Origin of the sequence: Janthinobacterium sp. NKUCC08_JDC (genome assembly GCF_019345575.1) — a bacterium.
GTDB lineage: Bacteria > Pseudomonadota > Gammaproteobacteria > Burkholderiales > Burkholderiaceae_D > Janthinobacterium > Janthinobacterium aestuarii.
Genome location: NZ_JAHKQW010000001.1, coordinates 935,139 through 951,513, shown reverse-complemented (window position 1 = coordinate 951,513; position 16,375 = coordinate 935,139). Strand labels below are relative to the sequence as shown.

At 59.0% G+C, this 16,375-nt stretch carries 18 protein-coding genes; all 18 read left to right on the top strand.

Annotated elements, in window-relative coordinates:
• Nucleotides 1-4 precede the first annotated feature (4 nt).
• Nucleotides 5-226 (top strand): phage head-tail joining protein, encoded by a 222-nt coding sequence (locus KO538_RS04380; protein WP_219327564.1) that lies wholly within the window; start codon nt 5-7, stop codon nt 224-226.
• Nucleotide 227: 1 nt separating this feature from the next.
• Nucleotides 228-1,691, top strand: a complete 1,464-nt coding sequence (locus KO538_RS04375; protein ID WP_219327563.1) for a phage portal protein — start codon at nt 228-230, stop codon at nt 1,689-1,691.
• 60 nt (nt 1,692-1,751) lie between these two features.
• Entirely contained in the window at nt 1,752-3,788 is a 2,037-nt protein-coding gene (locus KO538_RS04370) for a prohead protease/major capsid protein fusion protein (protein ID WP_219327562.1), read from the top strand.
• A 63-nt stretch (nt 3,789-3,851) separates the two neighbouring features.
• Nucleotides 3,852-4,190: a DUF2190 family protein gene (locus KO538_RS04365; RefSeq protein ID WP_219327561.1), complete on the top strand. Its 339-nt coding sequence runs from the start codon at nt 3,852-3,854 to the stop codon at nt 4,188-4,190.
• A 12-nt stretch (nt 4,191-4,202) separates the two neighbouring features.
• Nucleotides 4,203-4,511 carry a hypothetical protein gene (locus KO538_RS04360; RefSeq protein ID WP_219327560.1) on the top strand — a complete coding sequence of 103 codons (309 nt, stop codon included), beginning with the start codon at nt 4,203-4,205 and terminating at the stop codon, nt 4,509-4,511.
• Nucleotides 4,508-4,924, top strand: a complete 417-nt coding sequence (locus KO538_RS04355) for a hypothetical protein (RefSeq protein WP_219327559.1) — start codon at nt 4,508-4,510, stop codon at nt 4,922-4,924. The genes KO538_RS04360 and KO538_RS04355 overlap by 4 nt, the downstream gene beginning before the upstream one ends.
• A 56-nt stretch (nt 4,925-4,980) precedes the next feature.
• Nucleotides 4,981-5,397 carry a phage tail tube protein gene (locus tag KO538_RS04350; protein ID WP_219327558.1) on the top strand — a complete coding sequence of 139 codons (417 nt, stop codon included), beginning with the start codon at nt 4,981-4,983 and terminating at the stop codon, nt 5,395-5,397.
• Nucleotides 5,394-5,792 (top strand): hypothetical protein, encoded by a 399-nt coding sequence (locus KO538_RS04345; protein WP_219327557.1) that lies wholly within the window; start codon nt 5,394-5,396, stop codon nt 5,790-5,792. Before KO538_RS04350 ends, KO538_RS04345 begins: the two co-directional genes overlap by 4 nt.
• Before the next feature lie 328 nt (nt 5,793-6,120).
• Nucleotides 6,121-8,697, top strand: a complete 2,577-nt coding sequence (locus KO538_RS04340; RefSeq protein ID WP_219327556.1) for a hypothetical protein — start codon at nt 6,121-6,123, stop codon at nt 8,695-8,697.
• Nucleotides 8,697-9,182, top strand: coding sequence for a hypothetical protein (locus KO538_RS04335; protein ID WP_219327555.1), 486 nt, complete (start codon nt 8,697-8,699; stop codon nt 9,180-9,182). Before KO538_RS04340 ends, KO538_RS04335 begins: the two co-directional genes overlap by 1 nt.
• A complete protein-coding gene (locus tag KO538_RS04330) occupies nt 9,182-9,697 on the top strand; it encodes a hypothetical protein (protein ID WP_219327554.1) in 516 nt (171 codons plus the stop codon). The genes KO538_RS04335 and KO538_RS04330 overlap by 1 nt, the downstream gene beginning before the upstream one ends.
• Nucleotides 9,694-10,062 (top strand): hypothetical protein, encoded by a 369-nt coding sequence (locus tag KO538_RS04325; protein ID WP_219327553.1) that lies wholly within the window; start codon nt 9,694-9,696, stop codon nt 10,060-10,062. Before KO538_RS04330 ends, KO538_RS04325 begins: the two co-directional genes overlap by 4 nt.
• Entirely contained in the window at nt 10,059-12,791 is a 2,733-nt protein-coding gene (locus KO538_RS04320) for a host specificity factor TipJ family phage tail protein (RefSeq protein ID WP_219327552.1), read from the top strand. Before KO538_RS04325 ends, KO538_RS04320 begins: the two co-directional genes overlap by 4 nt.
• A 51-nt stretch (nt 12,792-12,842) precedes the next feature.
• On the top strand, nt 12,843-14,663 hold the full coding sequence (locus KO538_RS04315; RefSeq protein WP_219327551.1) for an SGNH/GDSL hydrolase family protein: 1,821 nt from the start codon (nt 12,843-12,845) through the stop codon (nt 14,661-14,663).
• A gap of 84 nt (nt 14,664-14,747) precedes the next feature.
• A complete protein-coding gene (locus tag KO538_RS04310; protein ID WP_152615262.1) occupies nt 14,748-15,110 on the top strand; it encodes a restriction endonuclease in 363 nt (120 codons plus the stop codon).
• Nucleotides 15,107-15,358 (top strand): hypothetical protein, encoded by a 252-nt coding sequence (locus KO538_RS04305; protein WP_219327550.1) that lies wholly within the window; start codon nt 15,107-15,109, stop codon nt 15,356-15,358. The genes KO538_RS04310 and KO538_RS04305 overlap by 4 nt, the downstream gene beginning before the upstream one ends.
• Nucleotides 15,359-15,428: 70 nt before the next feature.
• Nucleotides 15,429-15,980 (top strand): glycoside hydrolase family 19 protein, encoded by a 552-nt coding sequence (locus tag KO538_RS04300; protein ID WP_257620151.1) that lies wholly within the window; start codon nt 15,429-15,431, stop codon nt 15,978-15,980.
• The gene (locus KO538_RS04295; RefSeq protein WP_219327548.1) at nt 15,977-16,372 is read left to right on the top strand and encodes a hypothetical protein; all 396 of its coding nucleotides are present in this window, start codon (nt 15,977-15,979) and stop codon (nt 16,370-16,372) included. Before KO538_RS04300 ends, KO538_RS04295 begins: the two co-directional genes overlap by 4 nt.
• Nucleotides 16,373-16,375: the final 3 nt, after the last annotated feature.

Genomic DNA, 16,375 nt, shown 5'->3' with positions numbered 1-16,375 from the left:
AACGATGGCATTTACACTGAAACAACTATCTGCGCTGGAAGCGGCCATCGGCAGCGGCGAGCTGTCGATTGAGTATGACGGCAAGAAGGTTACCTACCGCAATATGGCCGATCTGACGAAGGCCTATGAAATGGTCAAGAACCAACTGATGGCCTCTGGCGCACTGGTGGCGCCTGCGATGTCCAACCGTGGCCCGGCGACTTTGACGGTTTTTTCGCGGGACTGACATGGGTGCGATGACCGATATGAACTGGCTCGACCGTGCCGTCAACTTCATCAGTCCCGGCCATGGCGTGCGGCGCACGCAGGCGCGTATGGCGCTGGAGATGGCGCGGGCCTACGAAGCGGCCAAGGTGGGGCGGCGGGGTGATGGCTGGCGCGCAGGCAGCGGTAGTGCCAACGCAGAGGTACTGCCGGCATTGTCCATAGTGCGCAACCGCGCCCGCGAAGCAGTGCGCAATAACGAGTACGCCAGCGCCGCGCTGAATGCACTGGTGACCAACACGGTCGGCATCGGTATCGTCGGCAAGGCGCCTGACCAGGCGCTTTGGGATGACTGGTGCGAGTACTGCGATGCAGACGGCCAGTTGGATTTCAATGGTCTGATGGAGCTGGCGGCTCGTACACGCTACGAAAGCGGCGAGGTGCTGATCCGCTTTCGCTGGCGCACGCCTGAAGACGGCCTGGTGGTGCCGTTGCAGCTGCAGGTGCTGGAGCCTGATCACCTCGATACGCTCAAGACCGGACCGCTCGATAACGGCAACTATGCCATTGCTGGAGTGGAATACAACGTCATCGGCCAGCGCCTTGCCTACTGGCTGTTTCCCTCACATCCGGGTGAGGTGCTGATCATCGGCGGCAACCGTCTGCAGAGCAAGCGTGTGCCGGCCAGCGAGGTGCTGCACTACTACCGCAAGCGGCGTCCTTCGCAGGTGCGCGGGATGCCGGAATTTGCCGTGTCGCTGATGCGACTTCGTGACCTGGGCGACTATGAGCAGGCCGAGCTGGTGCGCAAGAAAATCGAGGCCTGCTTCGTTGCCTTCGTGCGTACAGATAATGAATCGGCGCGCCTGGGCCAAGTGCAGAGCAATGCCGGTGCGAACGAGAAGGTCGCGCCGGGCATGATCAAGTACCTGAACAACGCCGAGAGCGTCGACTTTGGGGCGCCGGCGGCATTCAGCGGCTATGGCGAATATGCTGCCACGCAGCTGCACGCTATTGCAGTTGGCGCTGGCGTCACCTACGAACAGTTGACGGGCGACTTGTCGCGCGTCAATTACAGCTCGATCCGCGCTGGTCTGGTGGAGTTCCGACAGCGCATCAAGCAGGAGCAGTGGCTGTGCCTGGTGCCGATGGTGCTGAACCCAATTGCGCAGCGTTTCCAGCAGGCTGCCAGGCTAGCCGGTGCGCAGCAGACGCCATCGCGGCGCTTTGTCTGGACTATGCCGAAACTGGAATACGTCGACCCGTACAAGGAAGTGCTGGGTACCAAGGAAGCCATACGCGGCACCCTGCAAAGCCTGTCCGAAGCGATTCGGTCACGCGGCGATGACCCGGAAGCAGTATTTACCGAAATCGCGAAGGAGCGCAAACGCATGACGGAGCTTGGCATCCTGAGCGATTCAGATGCTGCCGTCAGTAGTAAGCTGATCGACGCGGCAACGGCCGCCGCTGTGATGGGCGTCGAGTAGTTCCACCTATGTTGTTTGCAGCCCGCTGGCTTACCCCAGCGGGTTTTTTTTGAGGAAATTATGCCGAATCCGAATGCCGCAACCGAAGTATTGCAAATGCCGATGATGACGCGCCTGGCGCCCATCAATGTGCCGGAAGGTGATACGCGCACCGTAGACCTGGTGTGGACTGCCGGCGCCGGCGTGCGCCGCTATGACTGGTACAACGACCGCTACTACATCGAGGAGCTGAGCCTCGATCCCAAGCACGTGCGCATGGGCCGTTTCGAGTCCGGCCGTGCGCCGCTGTTGAACACCCATTCGCGCTGGGACTTGAGCTCGGTGATGGGCGTGATCCGCAGCGCCACGTTGGCCGGTGACGAAGGCCATGCGACGGTGGAGTTTTCCAAGCGCGCCGACGTCGAGCCCTATTACCAGGATGTGGTCGACAAGATCATCGGCAATGTCTCGGTTGGCTACAACGTGTATGCCTATGACCGCATCCCGCCCATGAAAGACGGCGAGTCGTGGCGTTATGTGGCCATCGACTGGGAGCCGACCGAAGTGTCGCTGGTGCCCATCGGCGCCGACGCCGACTGCGGCGTGCGTAGCGATGATCCGTCCAAGCCGAACACTGGGCCGGCTGTGCGCATGGCCCCTTGTAATTTTTCAACCCGCAGTATTCCAGCATCAACTATCCCGCCGGCAGCCGCCGTCGATCACACCAGAGAGGAAAACACCATGCCAGGTGCAGCAAACAACACGACGTCGGCGCCACCAGCCGGCGGCGATCAAGGCCAGTCGGCAATCAACCAGCGCGCGCTCGATGAGGCGCGTGCCGAGGGCGCGCGCCTGGAATGCGAGCGTCAAAGCGGTATCCGCGAGGCCGTCACCCTGGGCGGCCTGGAGCCGGCCTACGCAGATCAACTGATCGGCAACCGTGACATGACGGCCGAAGGCGCAGGCCTGGCCGTGCTGCGCGAAAAAGCCAAACGCAGTGCTTCTACGCCGACGCGCTCTGGCGCGCATATCCAGACTGTCAGCGACGAGACGGATAACCGCCGTGCCGCGATCACGGACGCCATCGTGCATCGCCTGAACCCAAGCGTTGCGCTGCCTGAGCATGCGCGCCAGTACCGCCATATGTCGCTGCTGCGCATGGCTGAAGAAACGCTCGATCACGCTGGCGTCAACGTGCGCGGCCTGTCGGGCATCGAGATTGCCGGCCGTGCCATGCACACCACGTCCGACTTCCCGGCCATCCTGTCGAACGTACTGAACAAGCGCCTGCGCCAGGCGTATGCGGAAGCCGAGCGCACCTACAAGTTGTGGGCGCGCCGTGCCCCGAATGCGCCAGACTTCAAGAAAATGCAAGTGGTGCAAATGGGCGGCGCACCGGACCTGCTGAAACTCAATGAAGCGGGCGAGTATCAGTACGGCACCATCAACGACGCCGGTGAAACCTACGGCGTGGTGACGTATGGCCGCATCGTGGCGGTATCGCGCCAGACCCTGGTCAACGATGATTTGCGCGCCCTGGACCGCTTGGTTGCCGCTTTCGGCGCTTCGGCCAGCCGCCTGGAAAATCGCCTGGTGTACGCACAGCTCACCGGCAACCCAGCCATGGGCGACGGCAAGCAGCTGTTCAGCGCGGATCATGGCAACCTCGGTGATCCTGGCGCGATTTCGGCGGCGGCGCTGGGTAAGGGCCGCAGCCAGATGCGCCTGCAGAAAGGCCTGGCCGGCGAAGAGCTGAACGTGGTGCCGAACTTCCTGATCGTGCCGACGGCGCAAGAGCAGCTGGCATACCAGTACACCAGCAGCAACTACGTGCCGGCCAAGGCAGGCGACGTGAATGAGTTCCGCGCCGGCGGCCGCACGGCGGTCGAACCGATTGTCGAGCCTCTGCTGGACGGCAATAGCCCGACGGCGTGGTACCTGGCATCGAACAGCGGCGAGATCGATACCGTCGAATACTGTTGGCTCGATGGCGCCGAAGGCGTCTGGATCGAGAACGAAATCGGTTTCGACGTGGACGGCATGAAGGTCAAGGCGCGCTTGGACTTCGCGGCCAAGGTGGTCGACCACCGCGGCCTGTGGAAAAACGCCGGCGCTTAAGCGCTGGTCAAGCGGCGCCATCGCTTCGCGGTGGTGCCCCACTTTACTTTGCAAGGAATCGAGATGAAAAATTTTGTACAGCCAGGCAATACCTTGACGCTGCCGGCGCCCTATGACCTGTTGAGCGGCTCCGGTTTTCAAGTCGGTGCGTTGTTCGCCATTGCCTCCACCGATGCCGCAGCTGGTGCGCAAGTCGAGGGCGTGACGGATGGTGTATTCATGTTGCCGAAGACCGGCGCCCAGGCCTGGGCGATTGGCGCGCGGATCTACTGGGACGATGTCAACAAGCGCTGTGATAGCGATACCGCCAAGGGTGACCTCATTGGCGTGGCCACGCTGGTGGCGGCAAACCCGTCGACGGTCGGCTACGTCCGCCTGAACGGCGGCGCGGTCAGCGCATAAGCGAGGCCTACCGTGTCATTTCATGCGGAGCGTTTCTGGAGCGCATTCCAAGGTGTGGGCATGCTTGACGAGGCCAGCTATCAGCCGCCAGTTGGCGACCTGGTAGTGTTCTCGGGCGGTTTCAAGCGGCCCGACCAGGTAGTGCTCGACGGCATGGTGCATACCACCGACTACAGCATTGAGTACCTGGCCAGCGCCGTGGAGCTGAAGCGTGGCTTCATGATCACTGTCGCTGGCGGGCAGTACAAGGTGCGGCAGACGCCGATGGCAAACGGCGGTGGTGAATTCGTCACTGCGTTGCTGGAAAAGGTGGCCCCATGACCTTGCGCGAAATTTTCATCCAGGAGCTCATGGCATTGCTGGCGGCGGCACCATTGTTTCCGGCTCAGGTCGAAAGGTCACTCTCGGTAGCATTCAGCCGCGAGGAAAGCCCCGTGTTGGTAATTCATCGCGGCGACGAAGGCGTTGATGGCGACTTGGCCGACGAAGTGATCCGCGAGTGTCAAATCCTCGTCAGCGTTATCACGCGCAGCGATGTGCCCGACCAGCAGGCGGACAGCGTGATGGAGGTCGCGCACCCGCTGCTGATGTCCTATAAGGCAGACGCTTTGCTGGGAATATGGGAGGAGGGCACGAAAGCCCCCATGTTTGCCAACACAGACGGCCAGGCTTGCATGCTGACGACGCAGTACCGTGTGCAGTATCGAACTGACCGGCTAAGCCTGAGCGCTTAACCAGTCATCCCTGTTTTGGGCCGCCGATTGGCGGCTTTTTTTTTGAGGAGTTACTTATGGCAACAGGTGGTATTTCGGCACAGGGTAGTGACCTGGCCATCAATACGGGGACTGCGCTTGCACCCGTCTGGACCAAGATCAAGGGCGTCATTTCCTACAACGGCCTCGATGGCGCGGCGTCCGATATCGACGTTACCGACCTCGACAGCGAGGCAATGGAATACATCAGCGGCCTGGTCGACAACGGCAAATTCAGCATGGAAGCAAAATCGCTTCATGGCGACCCTGGCCAAATGGCATTGCGCGCCGCGCACGTCAGCGGCGAACGGACCAGCCTGCAGCTGACCTTTCCAGATGATGTGGTGGCAACCTTCGACATCCTGGTCAAATCAATGCCTGTTGCCGGTGCCGTCAACGCCGTTCTGAAGGGCACCATCGATACCAAGGTAACTGGCAAGGTGGTGTGGTCATGAGCGGCTTGTTGAGCAAATCGGCGATCCTGGGCGCGGCCGACCTGAAACATGAAGACCTGCCAGTACCAGCCTGGGGCGGTACGGTGCGTATTCGCGCCATGACGGGTATGGAGCGAGATGCCTTCCGGACTTCTATTGCCTCCGAAGCGGGCGTGCCGGTAGGGCGCTTCTCGGCGGCTCTGCTGGCGGCCACCATCGTCGATGAGTTCGGCGTGCGGCTGTTCACAGTGGGCGACATCGAGGCGCTGCAGGCGAAGTCGGCGGCGTCGCTCGATGGCCCTGCCGAGGTAGCCATGCGCTTGAACGGCCTGGGTTCCAAGTCGGGGCCGGATGCCGCAAAAAACTCCGGGAGCGACCAGAGCGGCGATTCTGGTTCCGCCTCGCCAAAGAGCTAGGCAAGTCGGTGCGCCAGGCCCAGCTGGAGATATCTTCAGCTGAGTTTACCGAGTGGATGGCCTACTACGAGCTTGAACCGTTTGGCGACCTGGTAGCCGATCAACGGCACGGAGTGGCCAGCGCTTTGCTGGCAAATATCAACCGCAACAGCAATACACGGCGTGAGCCTTACTTGTCGTCAGATTTCATTCACTGGGGCAAAGTTGGCGGTTCGTCGGACGAGGCCGAGCCTGTCTTGCTCGCAGACCCAGTGGCACACGGACAACTGATGCGAGCCGCACTTTTTGGCAAGCGCCCATCATCATAGAAAGGTAAATTATGGCTACTATGGGTTCGCTCGTTGTTGTACTTGAGGCGAACATTGCTCGTTTCCAGGCCAATATGGCTCAGGCCCGGCAGGATACCGGCGCGGCCATGGAAGGCATGCAGGGCGCAGCCGACTTGGTGGTAGGTGCGCTGGCAGCGGTTGGTATAGCGTTGTCGGTGGACGCGCTGGTGGGAGCGGCCAATGAGGCGATCGATGCGCTGGCCGCTCTCGATGATATGGCGCAGAAAACCGGGTCCTCGGTCGAGAACCTGTCGCGCCTGCAGCAGCTCGCTTCGGCCACCGGCGCCGATTTTGGCGCGGTGGATGGCGCGCTGGTGAAATTATCCAAAGGGCTGGTGAGTGTCGACGACGAAGGCAGCAAGGTGCGCAAGGCGCTGACAGCGCTTGGCATGTCGACCAAGGACCTGAAGAATCAGGACCCTTCAGCCACGTTCATCGAGATCTCGAAACGCCTGCAGAACTACGGTGACGGTGCTGGCAAGGTGGCGTTGATCAATGATGCGCTCGGCAAATCTGGCGCGGATCTGCTTCCCTATATGAACGACGTGAGCGATCATCTGGACCGCTTCAAAGGGGTGAGCGCCGATGCCGCAGCAGCGGCTGCCAATTATCAAGACCAGTTAGGTTTTTTGCGGACGAAACATCAGGCACTTGTCACTCAGATTGTGAGCGATGCACTGCCGGCAATGACCGATTTTGTCGAGGCATTTGCTGACCTGAAATCGGGTGCTGAGGATCTGTATGGAGTGGACGTTGCTACATGGAGTGATGACCTTGCCGTCGGCTTGGCGCGGGTGGTGGACGTAGCTGTTTTAATACCCCGCATTTTGCAGACGGCAGCAGGCAGCTTCAAGTCGGTCTATTCGGACATCAAGGTAGTCGCGTCGGCCGCCAAAAACCTTAACCTTAATGGCGTCATTATCAATGGCGTCCAGGGCAAGTCATCTTGGGATGAGTTTCAGAAAGACCTTGATGAGCGAAACAAGATCGTCGAGGCCGCCAATCAGGATCTGGACGATCTTTGGAACAAGCCGGCCAATCTAATGGAACAATCAGTACTTGGCCGGATTGCCAAGCGCAAAGAAACGGGTGCAAAACCTAAAGTTCAGGAGCCTCAAGAGCCTCAGAATGTCCTGAATTACGCCGGTGAAAAGGAGCTGGAGGCAGCTGCTGCGCGCGCTAAGAAGTTGCTCGACATGCGCTTAAAAGATCTGGAAGAGGGACTAGCTAAACAGCAAAGCGCGCTGGAGTTCGGCAATAAGTACATCGCGGAACTGCGCAGCCAGGATCTGATCGATCTCGATACCTACAACGATTACCAGCAAAAGGCGCTGGAATCCGGTCTGGCCATTACGCTCAGGGCATATGACGCCGAGATCGCAGCGCTGCGGGCGCACCAGGCGCGCACGTCCAAGGAGTCGGAGCGCGAAGACGACCAGCAGGCGATTATCAACCTGCAGGCGAAAAAGGCGAAGGCGCAGCAGGATGCCGACCAGGACGCGGCGATGTTGAAGCTGGGGCTGTCGAAGGCGCAAAGTGACCTGAACCAGGTAATGAAGGACTGGAACCTGCAGCAGAGCCAATCCATCGGCCAGATGCAGTTCGAGAATACGCTGTACGGCAAGTCGGCCCTGGAGAGCGCCAAGCTGACGGCGCAGCGCCGCATCGAGCTCGATATTGAAGAGAAGATCCGGCAGGCTCGCGAGAAGGGCACCATCAGCGATGAAAGCATCGATCTGTTTCGTCAGGACGGCAAGAACCAAGTGACGCAGGTCAACAAGGCGGCGACGCAGTCGGTAGCCCAGCAGATAGGGGAATCATTGCGTACACCAGAGCAGGTGGAAAACGAGCAGTACGCCAACCGCCTGAAGGACCTGCAGGCGTTTCGTGATGCTGAGTTGGAAAACACGATGGAAGGCAACCGGCTGATCGAGGAGGAAAACGAGCGGCACGAGCTGGCCATGTTGGAAATGAAATCATCGTATCAAATGCAGTCGCTGGGCGCAGCCGGCAATGCGGCTGATCAGCTATATGGCCTGATGCAGCAGGCTGGCAAGGAGCAGTCGGCTTTGGGCAAGGCAGCATTCCTGGCCAGCAAGGCGATTGCCGTGGCCGAGATCCTGCTCAACACCGAAGTGGCAGCGGCCAAGGCAGGCGCCCAGCTGGGCATCTTCGGCATCCCCATGGCGACGATGATTCGTGTAACTGGCTATGCTAGTGCCGGCATGGTGGCAGGCATGGCCATTGCCGGCATGCGCGAGAAGGGCGGTCCGGTCTGGAGCGGTGGCGCCTTCATCGTTGGCGAAAAAGGTCCTGAGATTTTCCAGCCGTCATCGCACGGCACCATCATCCCGAATAACAAGCTCGGCAGTGGCAGCGCAAGTGATGTGAAGTGGACGGTGGTCAACACCGGCTCACCGCTGCGCATCAAGGAAACGCAGCGCGTGTCCGAGGATGAATGGGCCTTGATCGTGGAGGATGCCGTCAGCTCGGTGGCGGCGCAGATGGCCGACCCGAACAGTAAGGTAAGCCGTGGCATGGGTCGAAACTTCAATACGCAAAGGAGCCGAGGCTGATGCCGACACTACCAACAGGATTGACGCCCACGGTCGCCGCATATTCGCACGGTGGCCCCGGTGGCGTGATGCGCACCGAGGTCTCAGGCGGTGCCGCGCGCTATGCCTTGGATTACGGCCGGGGGCCACAACAATTTAACGTGACGCTGATACTGGATAAGTTGAAGTTTTCTGTCTGGACAGCGTTCTTTCACCACATCATTTTGAAGGGCGCGATCACCTTCGACATGCCGCTCGATAGCGGTTTTGGGGCCGAGGCACATGCCGTCAATATCTTGCCGGGGACGTACTCGGCCAGCCGTACTGGTGGTACCGCCATGGTGGTCGCTTTTGTCGTTGAGGCCGAGAGCAAGGTCTACGACATGACTGCAGTGGATGCTGCAGCGCTGATCGATGTCTACTCGACCTATGGTGACGACTCGAACAAGCTGCTTGACCGCCTGGCCCAGTTCGCTAACGTCGACACCAACGTATTGGATTTCTGATGAGTATAGACATAGGGAGCCGCTTGCGGCGCTTCCTGGCATCGGCGCCGCAGGCAGTCTGGCCTATCCAGACGATACAGATCAGTCACCCGGCCATGAGCCGGGCTTTTTATTTGTGGCGTGAGCCTTACGCCGGCCAGGTGACCACTGAGGACGGTAGCGTCGTCACCATGCAGCCCTGCAATATTGAGACCAAGCTTGCCGGCAGCCAGGGGCACCTCGATCAGAAGTTCGATATTCGCCTGGGGCTGATCGAGGCGGCCGAACAGGATCAGTTCCAGGCCGAGATGGACCGCGTGCCGCTGGCCACGACAGAAAAGGTGCGCGTGGTGTACCGCGAGTACCTGAGCGACAACCTGAGCGAGCCGCAGGCGGTTGCCGTGCTGCAGGCCGAGAGCATCACCTACATGCTGGGCGCGGCCGGCATCAGCGCCGTCTCGCCGAGGCTGAACGTGACCCGCACCGGCGAGCTGTATGTGCCGCGCGAAATTCCCATGCTGAGAGGATTTTTATGAACGTCAATGATTACCTGGGGCGCCAGTACGATGCGCCGCCATGTTGGCAACTGGTGGCCGATGTGTATGCCAGCGAACTGCAGCAGACGGTGACCGATTACCGCACCATCAACAGCTCGATCCGGGCGATTGCCAGCGCGTTTCGCATCGCCCTGCATAAATCCCCGGCAGGATTCGCCCAGATCGACGTACCAGGCAATTTCTGCATCGTGCTGATGGGTAAGTCCCAGTCCATGGGGCTGCACCACTGTGGGGTGTTTTACGAGGGCAGGGTGCTGCATGCCATGGCCGACGGCAACCGCTACGAGGAGTTATCGGTGATCGGTGACGCCTATCCCCTGATTGAGTACTGGGCCAAGAAATGACGCGCATCCGCTTGTTTGAATCCCCGTTCGCGCCGGTGGCGCCGCTGCTGTTCGAGGCTGAGAGCCTGGCGCACTGGCTGCTGGACCATTATGGCGATGCGCCGCGCGTGACCGTGCAGATCTTCGCCGGCGAGCCGTCGAGCGCGACGGAGATCAGCCACGATGCCGAGGCGATCCTGGCCAGCGATTGCGCTGAGTATGTGGTGCTGCAGTCGCCCGGCATTCCGGCCGCGTGGATACCGTACGTGATCGCGGCGGTCATGGCGGTGGCTGCTATGGTGCTGATGCCAAAGCCGGTCATGCCCGGCAACGTCAACCGTACGCAGCAAAGCCCGAATAACTCGCTGGGCCAGCGGGAGAACAAGGTAAGGCTGTTGGAGCGAGTGGAGGACATCTATGGCACGGTGCTGTCGATTCCGTCGTTGATGATGCCGACCTATACCAAGTACATCGGCCATCGCAAATTCGAGTATGGTTACTACTGCGTGGGGCGCGGCTATTACGACATTGATGAGGTGCAGGATGGCGACACGCTGATTGCCGACATCCGAGGCGCCAGCGCAGCGTTTTACGCCCCATTCACCTCGCCCAACAGCGGGGAGCCGGTGCTACAGATTGGCGATCCGATCATCGACAATATCCTTTCGGCACGGCGCGCGGTCGAGGTGGATGGCATCACACTTAAAGCTTTGAATCAGGTGCAGCTTCCGGTATCTGGCATCTACACGTTTGACCATGGCAATCGCCTGACGCAGCTGAACAAGGAGCCTAACTTCAATGCGGTGGCAGCATTGGGCGATGTATTGACAATCAGCGGCGCGGCGAAGGTCGTGACGACCTTGGGCAGTGCAAGTTTTACGGCCGCCACGAAAACGCTGCGCGATTCAGCTGGCGCGGCGCTGTTCTCCGCCATCGCCGTGGGCGATGTAGTAACGGTGGGCGGTACCGCGTCCAACAATGGCCCGCGTACAGTGACGGCAAAACCTAACGCGGCGACACTGGTTGTGGCCGGGGCAGTGGTCGACGAAGAATCGACCACTGCCAGTTTTGCGGCGGCGCGCGACTATAGCGGCAGCTACGAGATCGGCGCCATTAACGACGGCTATGTCGAACTGCTGGGTGTAGCCTGGCCGGCCGACTACACTGCCAGTGGCGTGCGCGTGCAGCTGGCCGACGTCAGCGATTTTACGGACTGGGTGACGCTGCCAGGCAAGGATCGCACCGAGGTCTGGTGCAATGTCGTGGCGCCGACTGGCATGTTCCGCGACGATGGTGGCAAGACGGCTACAACGGTGACGTTTGCCATCGAGATCGAGAAACTGACAGCAGCCCTGGTGCCCACCGGAACCGTGGAAGTCGTTTCGGGCAGCTTGGCTGGTGCGGTGCAAGACGAGCGCGCCGAAACCATCGAGCGGCGCACGGCCTGGACTGGGCCAGCCAGGGTGCGCATGCGGCGCGTGAGCCAATATGACTATGCGTTCAAGGGCACCATCGTCGACGAGATCAAGTGGCAGGACGTGTATGCCGTTTCGCCGGTCGACAGGGCTGAGTTCGGCAACAAGACCACAGTGCATACGGTGACCCAGGCAACCGCGCGCGCCACCACGATGAAGACGCGGCAGCTGAACTGCCTGGCTTCGCGCTGCTTGCCTGTCTATGACGGTGCGGCGTTCTCTGGTGCCTTCGATGCGGACGGGCGCCACGTGGCCGGCAGCATCGCCGCCACCTCGCGCCTGGTCGACATCATTGCGGCAGTGGCGGTCGACCCGCTGATCGGCCGGCGCGACCTGGCCAGCGAGGTGGACATGCGGCAGATTTGGGCTGTGCAGCAGCAGCTCGATGCATGGCGCCCGGATGTGGGACAGTTCAATTTCACCTTTGACTCGGACAACACCAGTTTCGAGGAAACGGTGATCATGATCGCCAATGCAGGCTTTTGCATCGCCTACCGGCAGAACGGCAAGATCCGCCTGGCGCTCGACCGTGCCCAGTCTGCCAGCACAGCGTTGTTCACCCACCGGAACAAGAAGCCGAGGTCGGAAACGATCACCAGGGCATTCGCCAACGATGCCGACTATGACGGCGTCGAGTTCGTGTATGTCGACCCGGACTCGCTGCAGTCGGAAACGATCACTCTACCGCTCGATGGCAGCCACACCAAGGTCAAGAAATTCGAGATTCCCGGTATTCGTAGCTTCGCCCAGGCCTGGCTGCGGGCCAACCGCGAGTATCACAAGCTGCTTGGCCAGCGCATCACCATCGAAACCAGTACCACCAGCGATGCGCGGGCCCTGCTGCCGAACTCCCGCGTCGACATTGTCGACAACACGCGATTTAAATCGTATGACGGAGAGGTTGTGGGGCAGGCCGGCCTGGAGCTGACTCTGAGTCAGGACGTAGTCTTTGCGCCAGGCCTGCCGCACAGCATCGTGCTAATGCGGCGCGATGGCAGCTTGGAAAGCATGGGATGTCGGGCCGGCAGTGCGGCCAACAGGGTGGTGCTTCAGGCGCTGCCCAATGAAGCGGTGGTGACGGCGTATGGCCGGGATGGCATCCGCACCATCTACAGCTTCGCGGCCGACAGTGCGCGCGGGGCCATGGCTTATCTGGTCCAAGAGATTGACTTGTCAGATGCGCAGTATCCGACCATACGAGCAATAAATTATTCGGACGATTATTACGCGATGGATTATGAGAGTGTTCCTGAGCGCGACGATGTCGTTAATTAAGTTTTCTAAACAAGGCGCCTTTTGGCGGATATTAGTGATAAGGAATTTTAAATGAGCGCCCTTACTATTGGAAGTTTGGAGAATGCAAGTGCGGACCTGCAGCATGTGGAGAGGGTAGCGACATCGCCGGATTTAGAGGCCACTGACCGTATGGGGCGCAGAAAGAAGACATTGGCTGGGGCCATTTATACCATTCAAAGCATCGTTAGCCGTGGTGCTTGGCTCGCAGGCAGCAGCTACGTGATGAAGAATGTAGTGAAGGTTGGTAGTACTTGGTACATCTGCGTCACTGACCATTTGGCCAGCAATGAATTCATTCAAGATTCAATTTTTTGGCGCGTTTATCAAGGTGTGGTTGCTGGTGACTTGGCCGCGTCCGATGGCGCAAAGTACATCGGAAATGAGGGGAATACCATTGATCGGCAGATCGATTTATATGACTTTAATGCAGAGAGTGTTCATGATTTCATACTATCTGGTCTTTACCCATCCAATTTTTTTCTTCTCGGAGATAGCAAGACTGCTGGGGTAGGTGTTAGCGTATTGGCGCAGCAATTCTCCTGGTTGTTGTCGCGGTCGTTGATTAACCATCAGGCGCGTGGATTCGGTGCGGCTTCTGGATTTGGCTACGCGTCCAGATTGGATATGGAAAACGCCGTGAAGGAACCAGGCATAACCGCCCAAGGTACCTTGGTGAATGCCGGATTTGTCAGCTCCAGACTGTCATTGGGGGTTGGCCAATCAATCAGAATTACACAGCGAGAAATTGCTTTTGTTGGGCTGATTGTCGATGCCGATGCAAGTGCTGGAGCATCTCTTCAAGTTTCCATGAATGGACTTCCTGTTGGCCCTGCACTGTCGGTATCTGGTTCCGGCATACGGTATGTGCGTACACAGCTTTTGAAAACCTGTTCAATTGATGATGTTTTAACTTTGACGGCATCAGGATCGTCTATTCAGGTGTGTGGAATCATTGCCCAAAGATATTCAGAAAAGGGTTGTAATGTAATGGTGGCCGGAAAATCTGGGACTGCCTATCAGGACTTTAATTCAGGTTCAGCACTTGCGGAAATCGTCGCGCACTGCAATATTTATGGTGGAGGTAGACCCACCCTTTTCGCAATCGCACTCGGTACGAATTTGCTTTATAGCTCACTCAAAGCCTTGTCGCCCAATGATGCTGTGCTGGAGTTGGGCAGGCTAGTTGATGGAATTCGCGCAGGAGTTCAGCTAGCTAAGTTCTTGATCGAAATCCCGGAGCGCGCTGATGAATCTGCATGGCCTATCATCATTGCAGGCTATACCTATACAGACTATGTCAACGCGATTGTCGATTTCTGTGAGATGCGCGGCTTTGCGATGGTTCGTGGCGATCGTTCATTGAACAGTACAGGTCGCTACTACGCCGATAAAGTTCATCCAAATGCAGATGGGTCTCGCATCCGAGCTCGCAGCTTCTGCCAAGCCCTCGGCGTAAAATATGACCCATATTTCAAGGGTGCTGCATCGGATGATCTGGCATACCAAGCCATTTTCCCTCGCGGGATCAATTATTTTATCGCCAAACCAGCATTTACTGCCCCATGGAATAATTTTTCCAACTCGGTCCCGCTCGGTCCGTCCTGTCAGTACTATCTGAATACGCTCATTTTTTCAGGGCTTATAGCTCCCTTTGGCGCTACTGGCCGGACAATCTGTAAATTTGATATTCCTGCTCTTGCAGCAGATCGGTACTTTGCGGCCTCTTCAAATGGTGGAATGATCCGTTTGATTTTGACCAAGGATGGCTTTCTAAAATTGGCCGATGGTGAGGTCATTCCCTCGACATATATCTCGTTGGACAACGTGTCGTTACTGGTGTTCGGGGGATAACAAAATTTTATCCAAAGCTCACAATCTTTAGTGGCCTGCTTAAAATTGCAGGCCATTTTTTTTAATCATTCGGGACGAAAAAAAATGCCAGAACCCGCTTCTTCGACCGTAGGCATTGCTATTGCCGCCGGGACCATAACACTGACAGGCTCGATAATCGGCGTGCAGTACGACGCGCTGCTGGCTGGCTTATTCGGTGGTCTTGTATCCCTCTCTTACCTTCCCCCTATGTCCGGCCCCAAAATTGCCGGCAGTGTTATTGGCTCATCTCTGGTTGGCGGCTGGTTTGCGCCTGTCGCAGCGGTAGCCGCAGTGAATTACTTCCCATGGCTTGCCAGCGCTGGCGAAGCTATCCGGCTGTCGACGGCTGCTGGCCTGGGGTTGGGCGCACAAGTCATGATTCCCGTGGCCTTTGCCTGGCTGCGCAAGAAAGGAGATCCGCAATGATGTTCCTTGATATGGTTGCCGCAGGCATCGTGCTGCTGCGTGGCCTGTTTGTGGCATTGAATGCCATGTGCCCGAAAACCCGTTTGTTCATGCGCCTTACGTGGATATTACTGACTGTTGGAGCCGCTGCCGTTCTGCTGTTGGGGCGGGCGCCTGCCTGGCCCGAGGTGTTATTCCATTGGGGGGTGGCAGCGCTAGTTTGCGCAGATCGCCGCTCTATTTTTTTGAAAGGCTTGCCATGCAATTGATCCAAACATGCAAATTGATGGGGCGGGGTGGTTTATGCGCGCAGTGACTCTGTTTCAACTCCAGGAAATCATGCCTAATGCCCGCTCGAAAGCGGGTATTTTTTTACCTGCACTCAATGCGGCAATGCAGGAGTTCGGTATCACTACGCATGTGCGTCAAGCCTCGTTCCTGTCCCAGCTGGCGCATGAATCCGGACAACTGGTGTACCTGCGCGAACTGTGGGGGCCAACGCCGTCGCAATTGCGCTATGAGCGCGATTTCACGGCTGCTTGGCCGCCACGGGGGCGCACCGACCGCAACCAGTTGCCATTCGATCTGGGCAACTCCGAGGCCGGTGACGGTGGTCGTTATCGCGGCCGTGGTCTGATCCAAGTGACAGGCCGCACCAACTACACTGCCTGCGGCAATGCTCTTGGGCTGGATCTGCTGGCCAAGCCCGAGTTGCTCGAGCAGACCGTCAACGCCTGCCGCTCGGCCGGCTGGTTCTGGCAGACGCATGGCTTGAATGTTCTAGCCGATGCGGGCGACCAGGAGAAGGTGACTCGGCGCATCAACGGCGGTACGAATGGGCTGGCCGACCGCCTGGCGCTCTTCGTGGTTGCAAAGCGGGTACTGGCGTGAGCGCCCTGGGCACGTTGGCGGCCGGTGCCGTCAGCGGCAGCTGGAAGGCAACAGCCATGTTGCTGGCCGCCGGGTTGCTGGTCGTGGCCAGCTCAACCGGCACAGGCTGGTGGCTGGCCGCCGGCGACCGTGACGCCGCGCGCGCTACGCTGGTGCAGGAGCAGGGCATCAGTGCGCAGCTGCGGAGCGCGATTGCCGAGCAGAACCTCGCCGTCGAGGGAATGGCTGCCGCCACGCTGGCAGCCCAAGAGCGCGGGGCAGCGGCGCAGGCTGCTGTCGTCGCCAAGGGTAAGAAGTATGACGCGGCCCTGTCTCAGGTCGCTAGCGCGAGCGCCAATAACTGTGACGAGGCTATGCCCGCCGTCAGGCTGCTGCTGGAGAGCGTGCGATGAAAT

Coding starts and splice junctions, on each gene's coding strand:
- KO538_RS04380 (WP_219327564.1), top strand. CDS start 5: ATGGCATTTACACTGAAACAACTATCTGCGCTGGAAGCGGCCATCGGC.
- KO538_RS04375 (WP_219327563.1), top strand. CDS start 228: ATGGGTGCGATGACCGATATGAACTGGCTCGACCGTGCCGTCAACTTC.
- KO538_RS04370 (WP_219327562.1), top strand. CDS start 1,752: ATGCCGAATCCGAATGCCGCAACCGAAGTATTGCAAATGCCGATGATG.
- KO538_RS04365 (WP_219327561.1), top strand. CDS start 3,852: ATGAAAAATTTTGTACAGCCAGGCAATACCTTGACGCTGCCGGCGCCC.
- KO538_RS04355 (WP_219327559.1), top strand. CDS start 4,508: ATGACCTTGCGCGAAATTTTCATCCAGGAGCTCATGGCATTGCTGGCG.
- KO538_RS04350 (WP_219327558.1), top strand. CDS start 4,981: ATGGCAACAGGTGGTATTTCGGCACAGGGTAGTGACCTGGCCATCAAT.
- KO538_RS04345 (WP_219327557.1), top strand. CDS start 5,394: ATGAGCGGCTTGTTGAGCAAATCGGCGATCCTGGGCGCGGCCGACCTG.
- KO538_RS04340 (WP_219327556.1), top strand. CDS start 6,121: ATGGGTTCGCTCGTTGTTGTACTTGAGGCGAACATTGCTCGTTTCCAG.
- KO538_RS04335 (WP_219327555.1), top strand. CDS start 8,697: ATGCCGACACTACCAACAGGATTGACGCCCACGGTCGCCGCATATTCG.
- KO538_RS04330 (WP_219327554.1), top strand. CDS start 9,182: ATGAGTATAGACATAGGGAGCCGCTTGCGGCGCTTCCTGGCATCGGCG.
- KO538_RS04325 (WP_219327553.1), top strand. CDS start 9,694: ATGAACGTCAATGATTACCTGGGGCGCCAGTACGATGCGCCGCCATGT.
- KO538_RS04320 (WP_219327552.1), top strand. CDS start 10,059: ATGACGCGCATCCGCTTGTTTGAATCCCCGTTCGCGCCGGTGGCGCCG.
- KO538_RS04315 (WP_219327551.1), top strand. CDS start 12,843: ATGAGCGCCCTTACTATTGGAAGTTTGGAGAATGCAAGTGCGGACCTG.
- KO538_RS04310 (WP_152615262.1), top strand. CDS start 14,748: ATGCCAGAACCCGCTTCTTCGACCGTAGGCATTGCTATTGCCGCCGGG.
- KO538_RS04305 (WP_219327550.1), top strand. CDS start 15,107: ATGATGTTCCTTGATATGGTTGCCGCAGGCATCGTGCTGCTGCGTGGC.
- KO538_RS04300 (WP_257620151.1), top strand. CDS start 15,429: ATGCCTAATGCCCGCTCGAAAGCGGGTATTTTTTTACCTGCACTCAAT.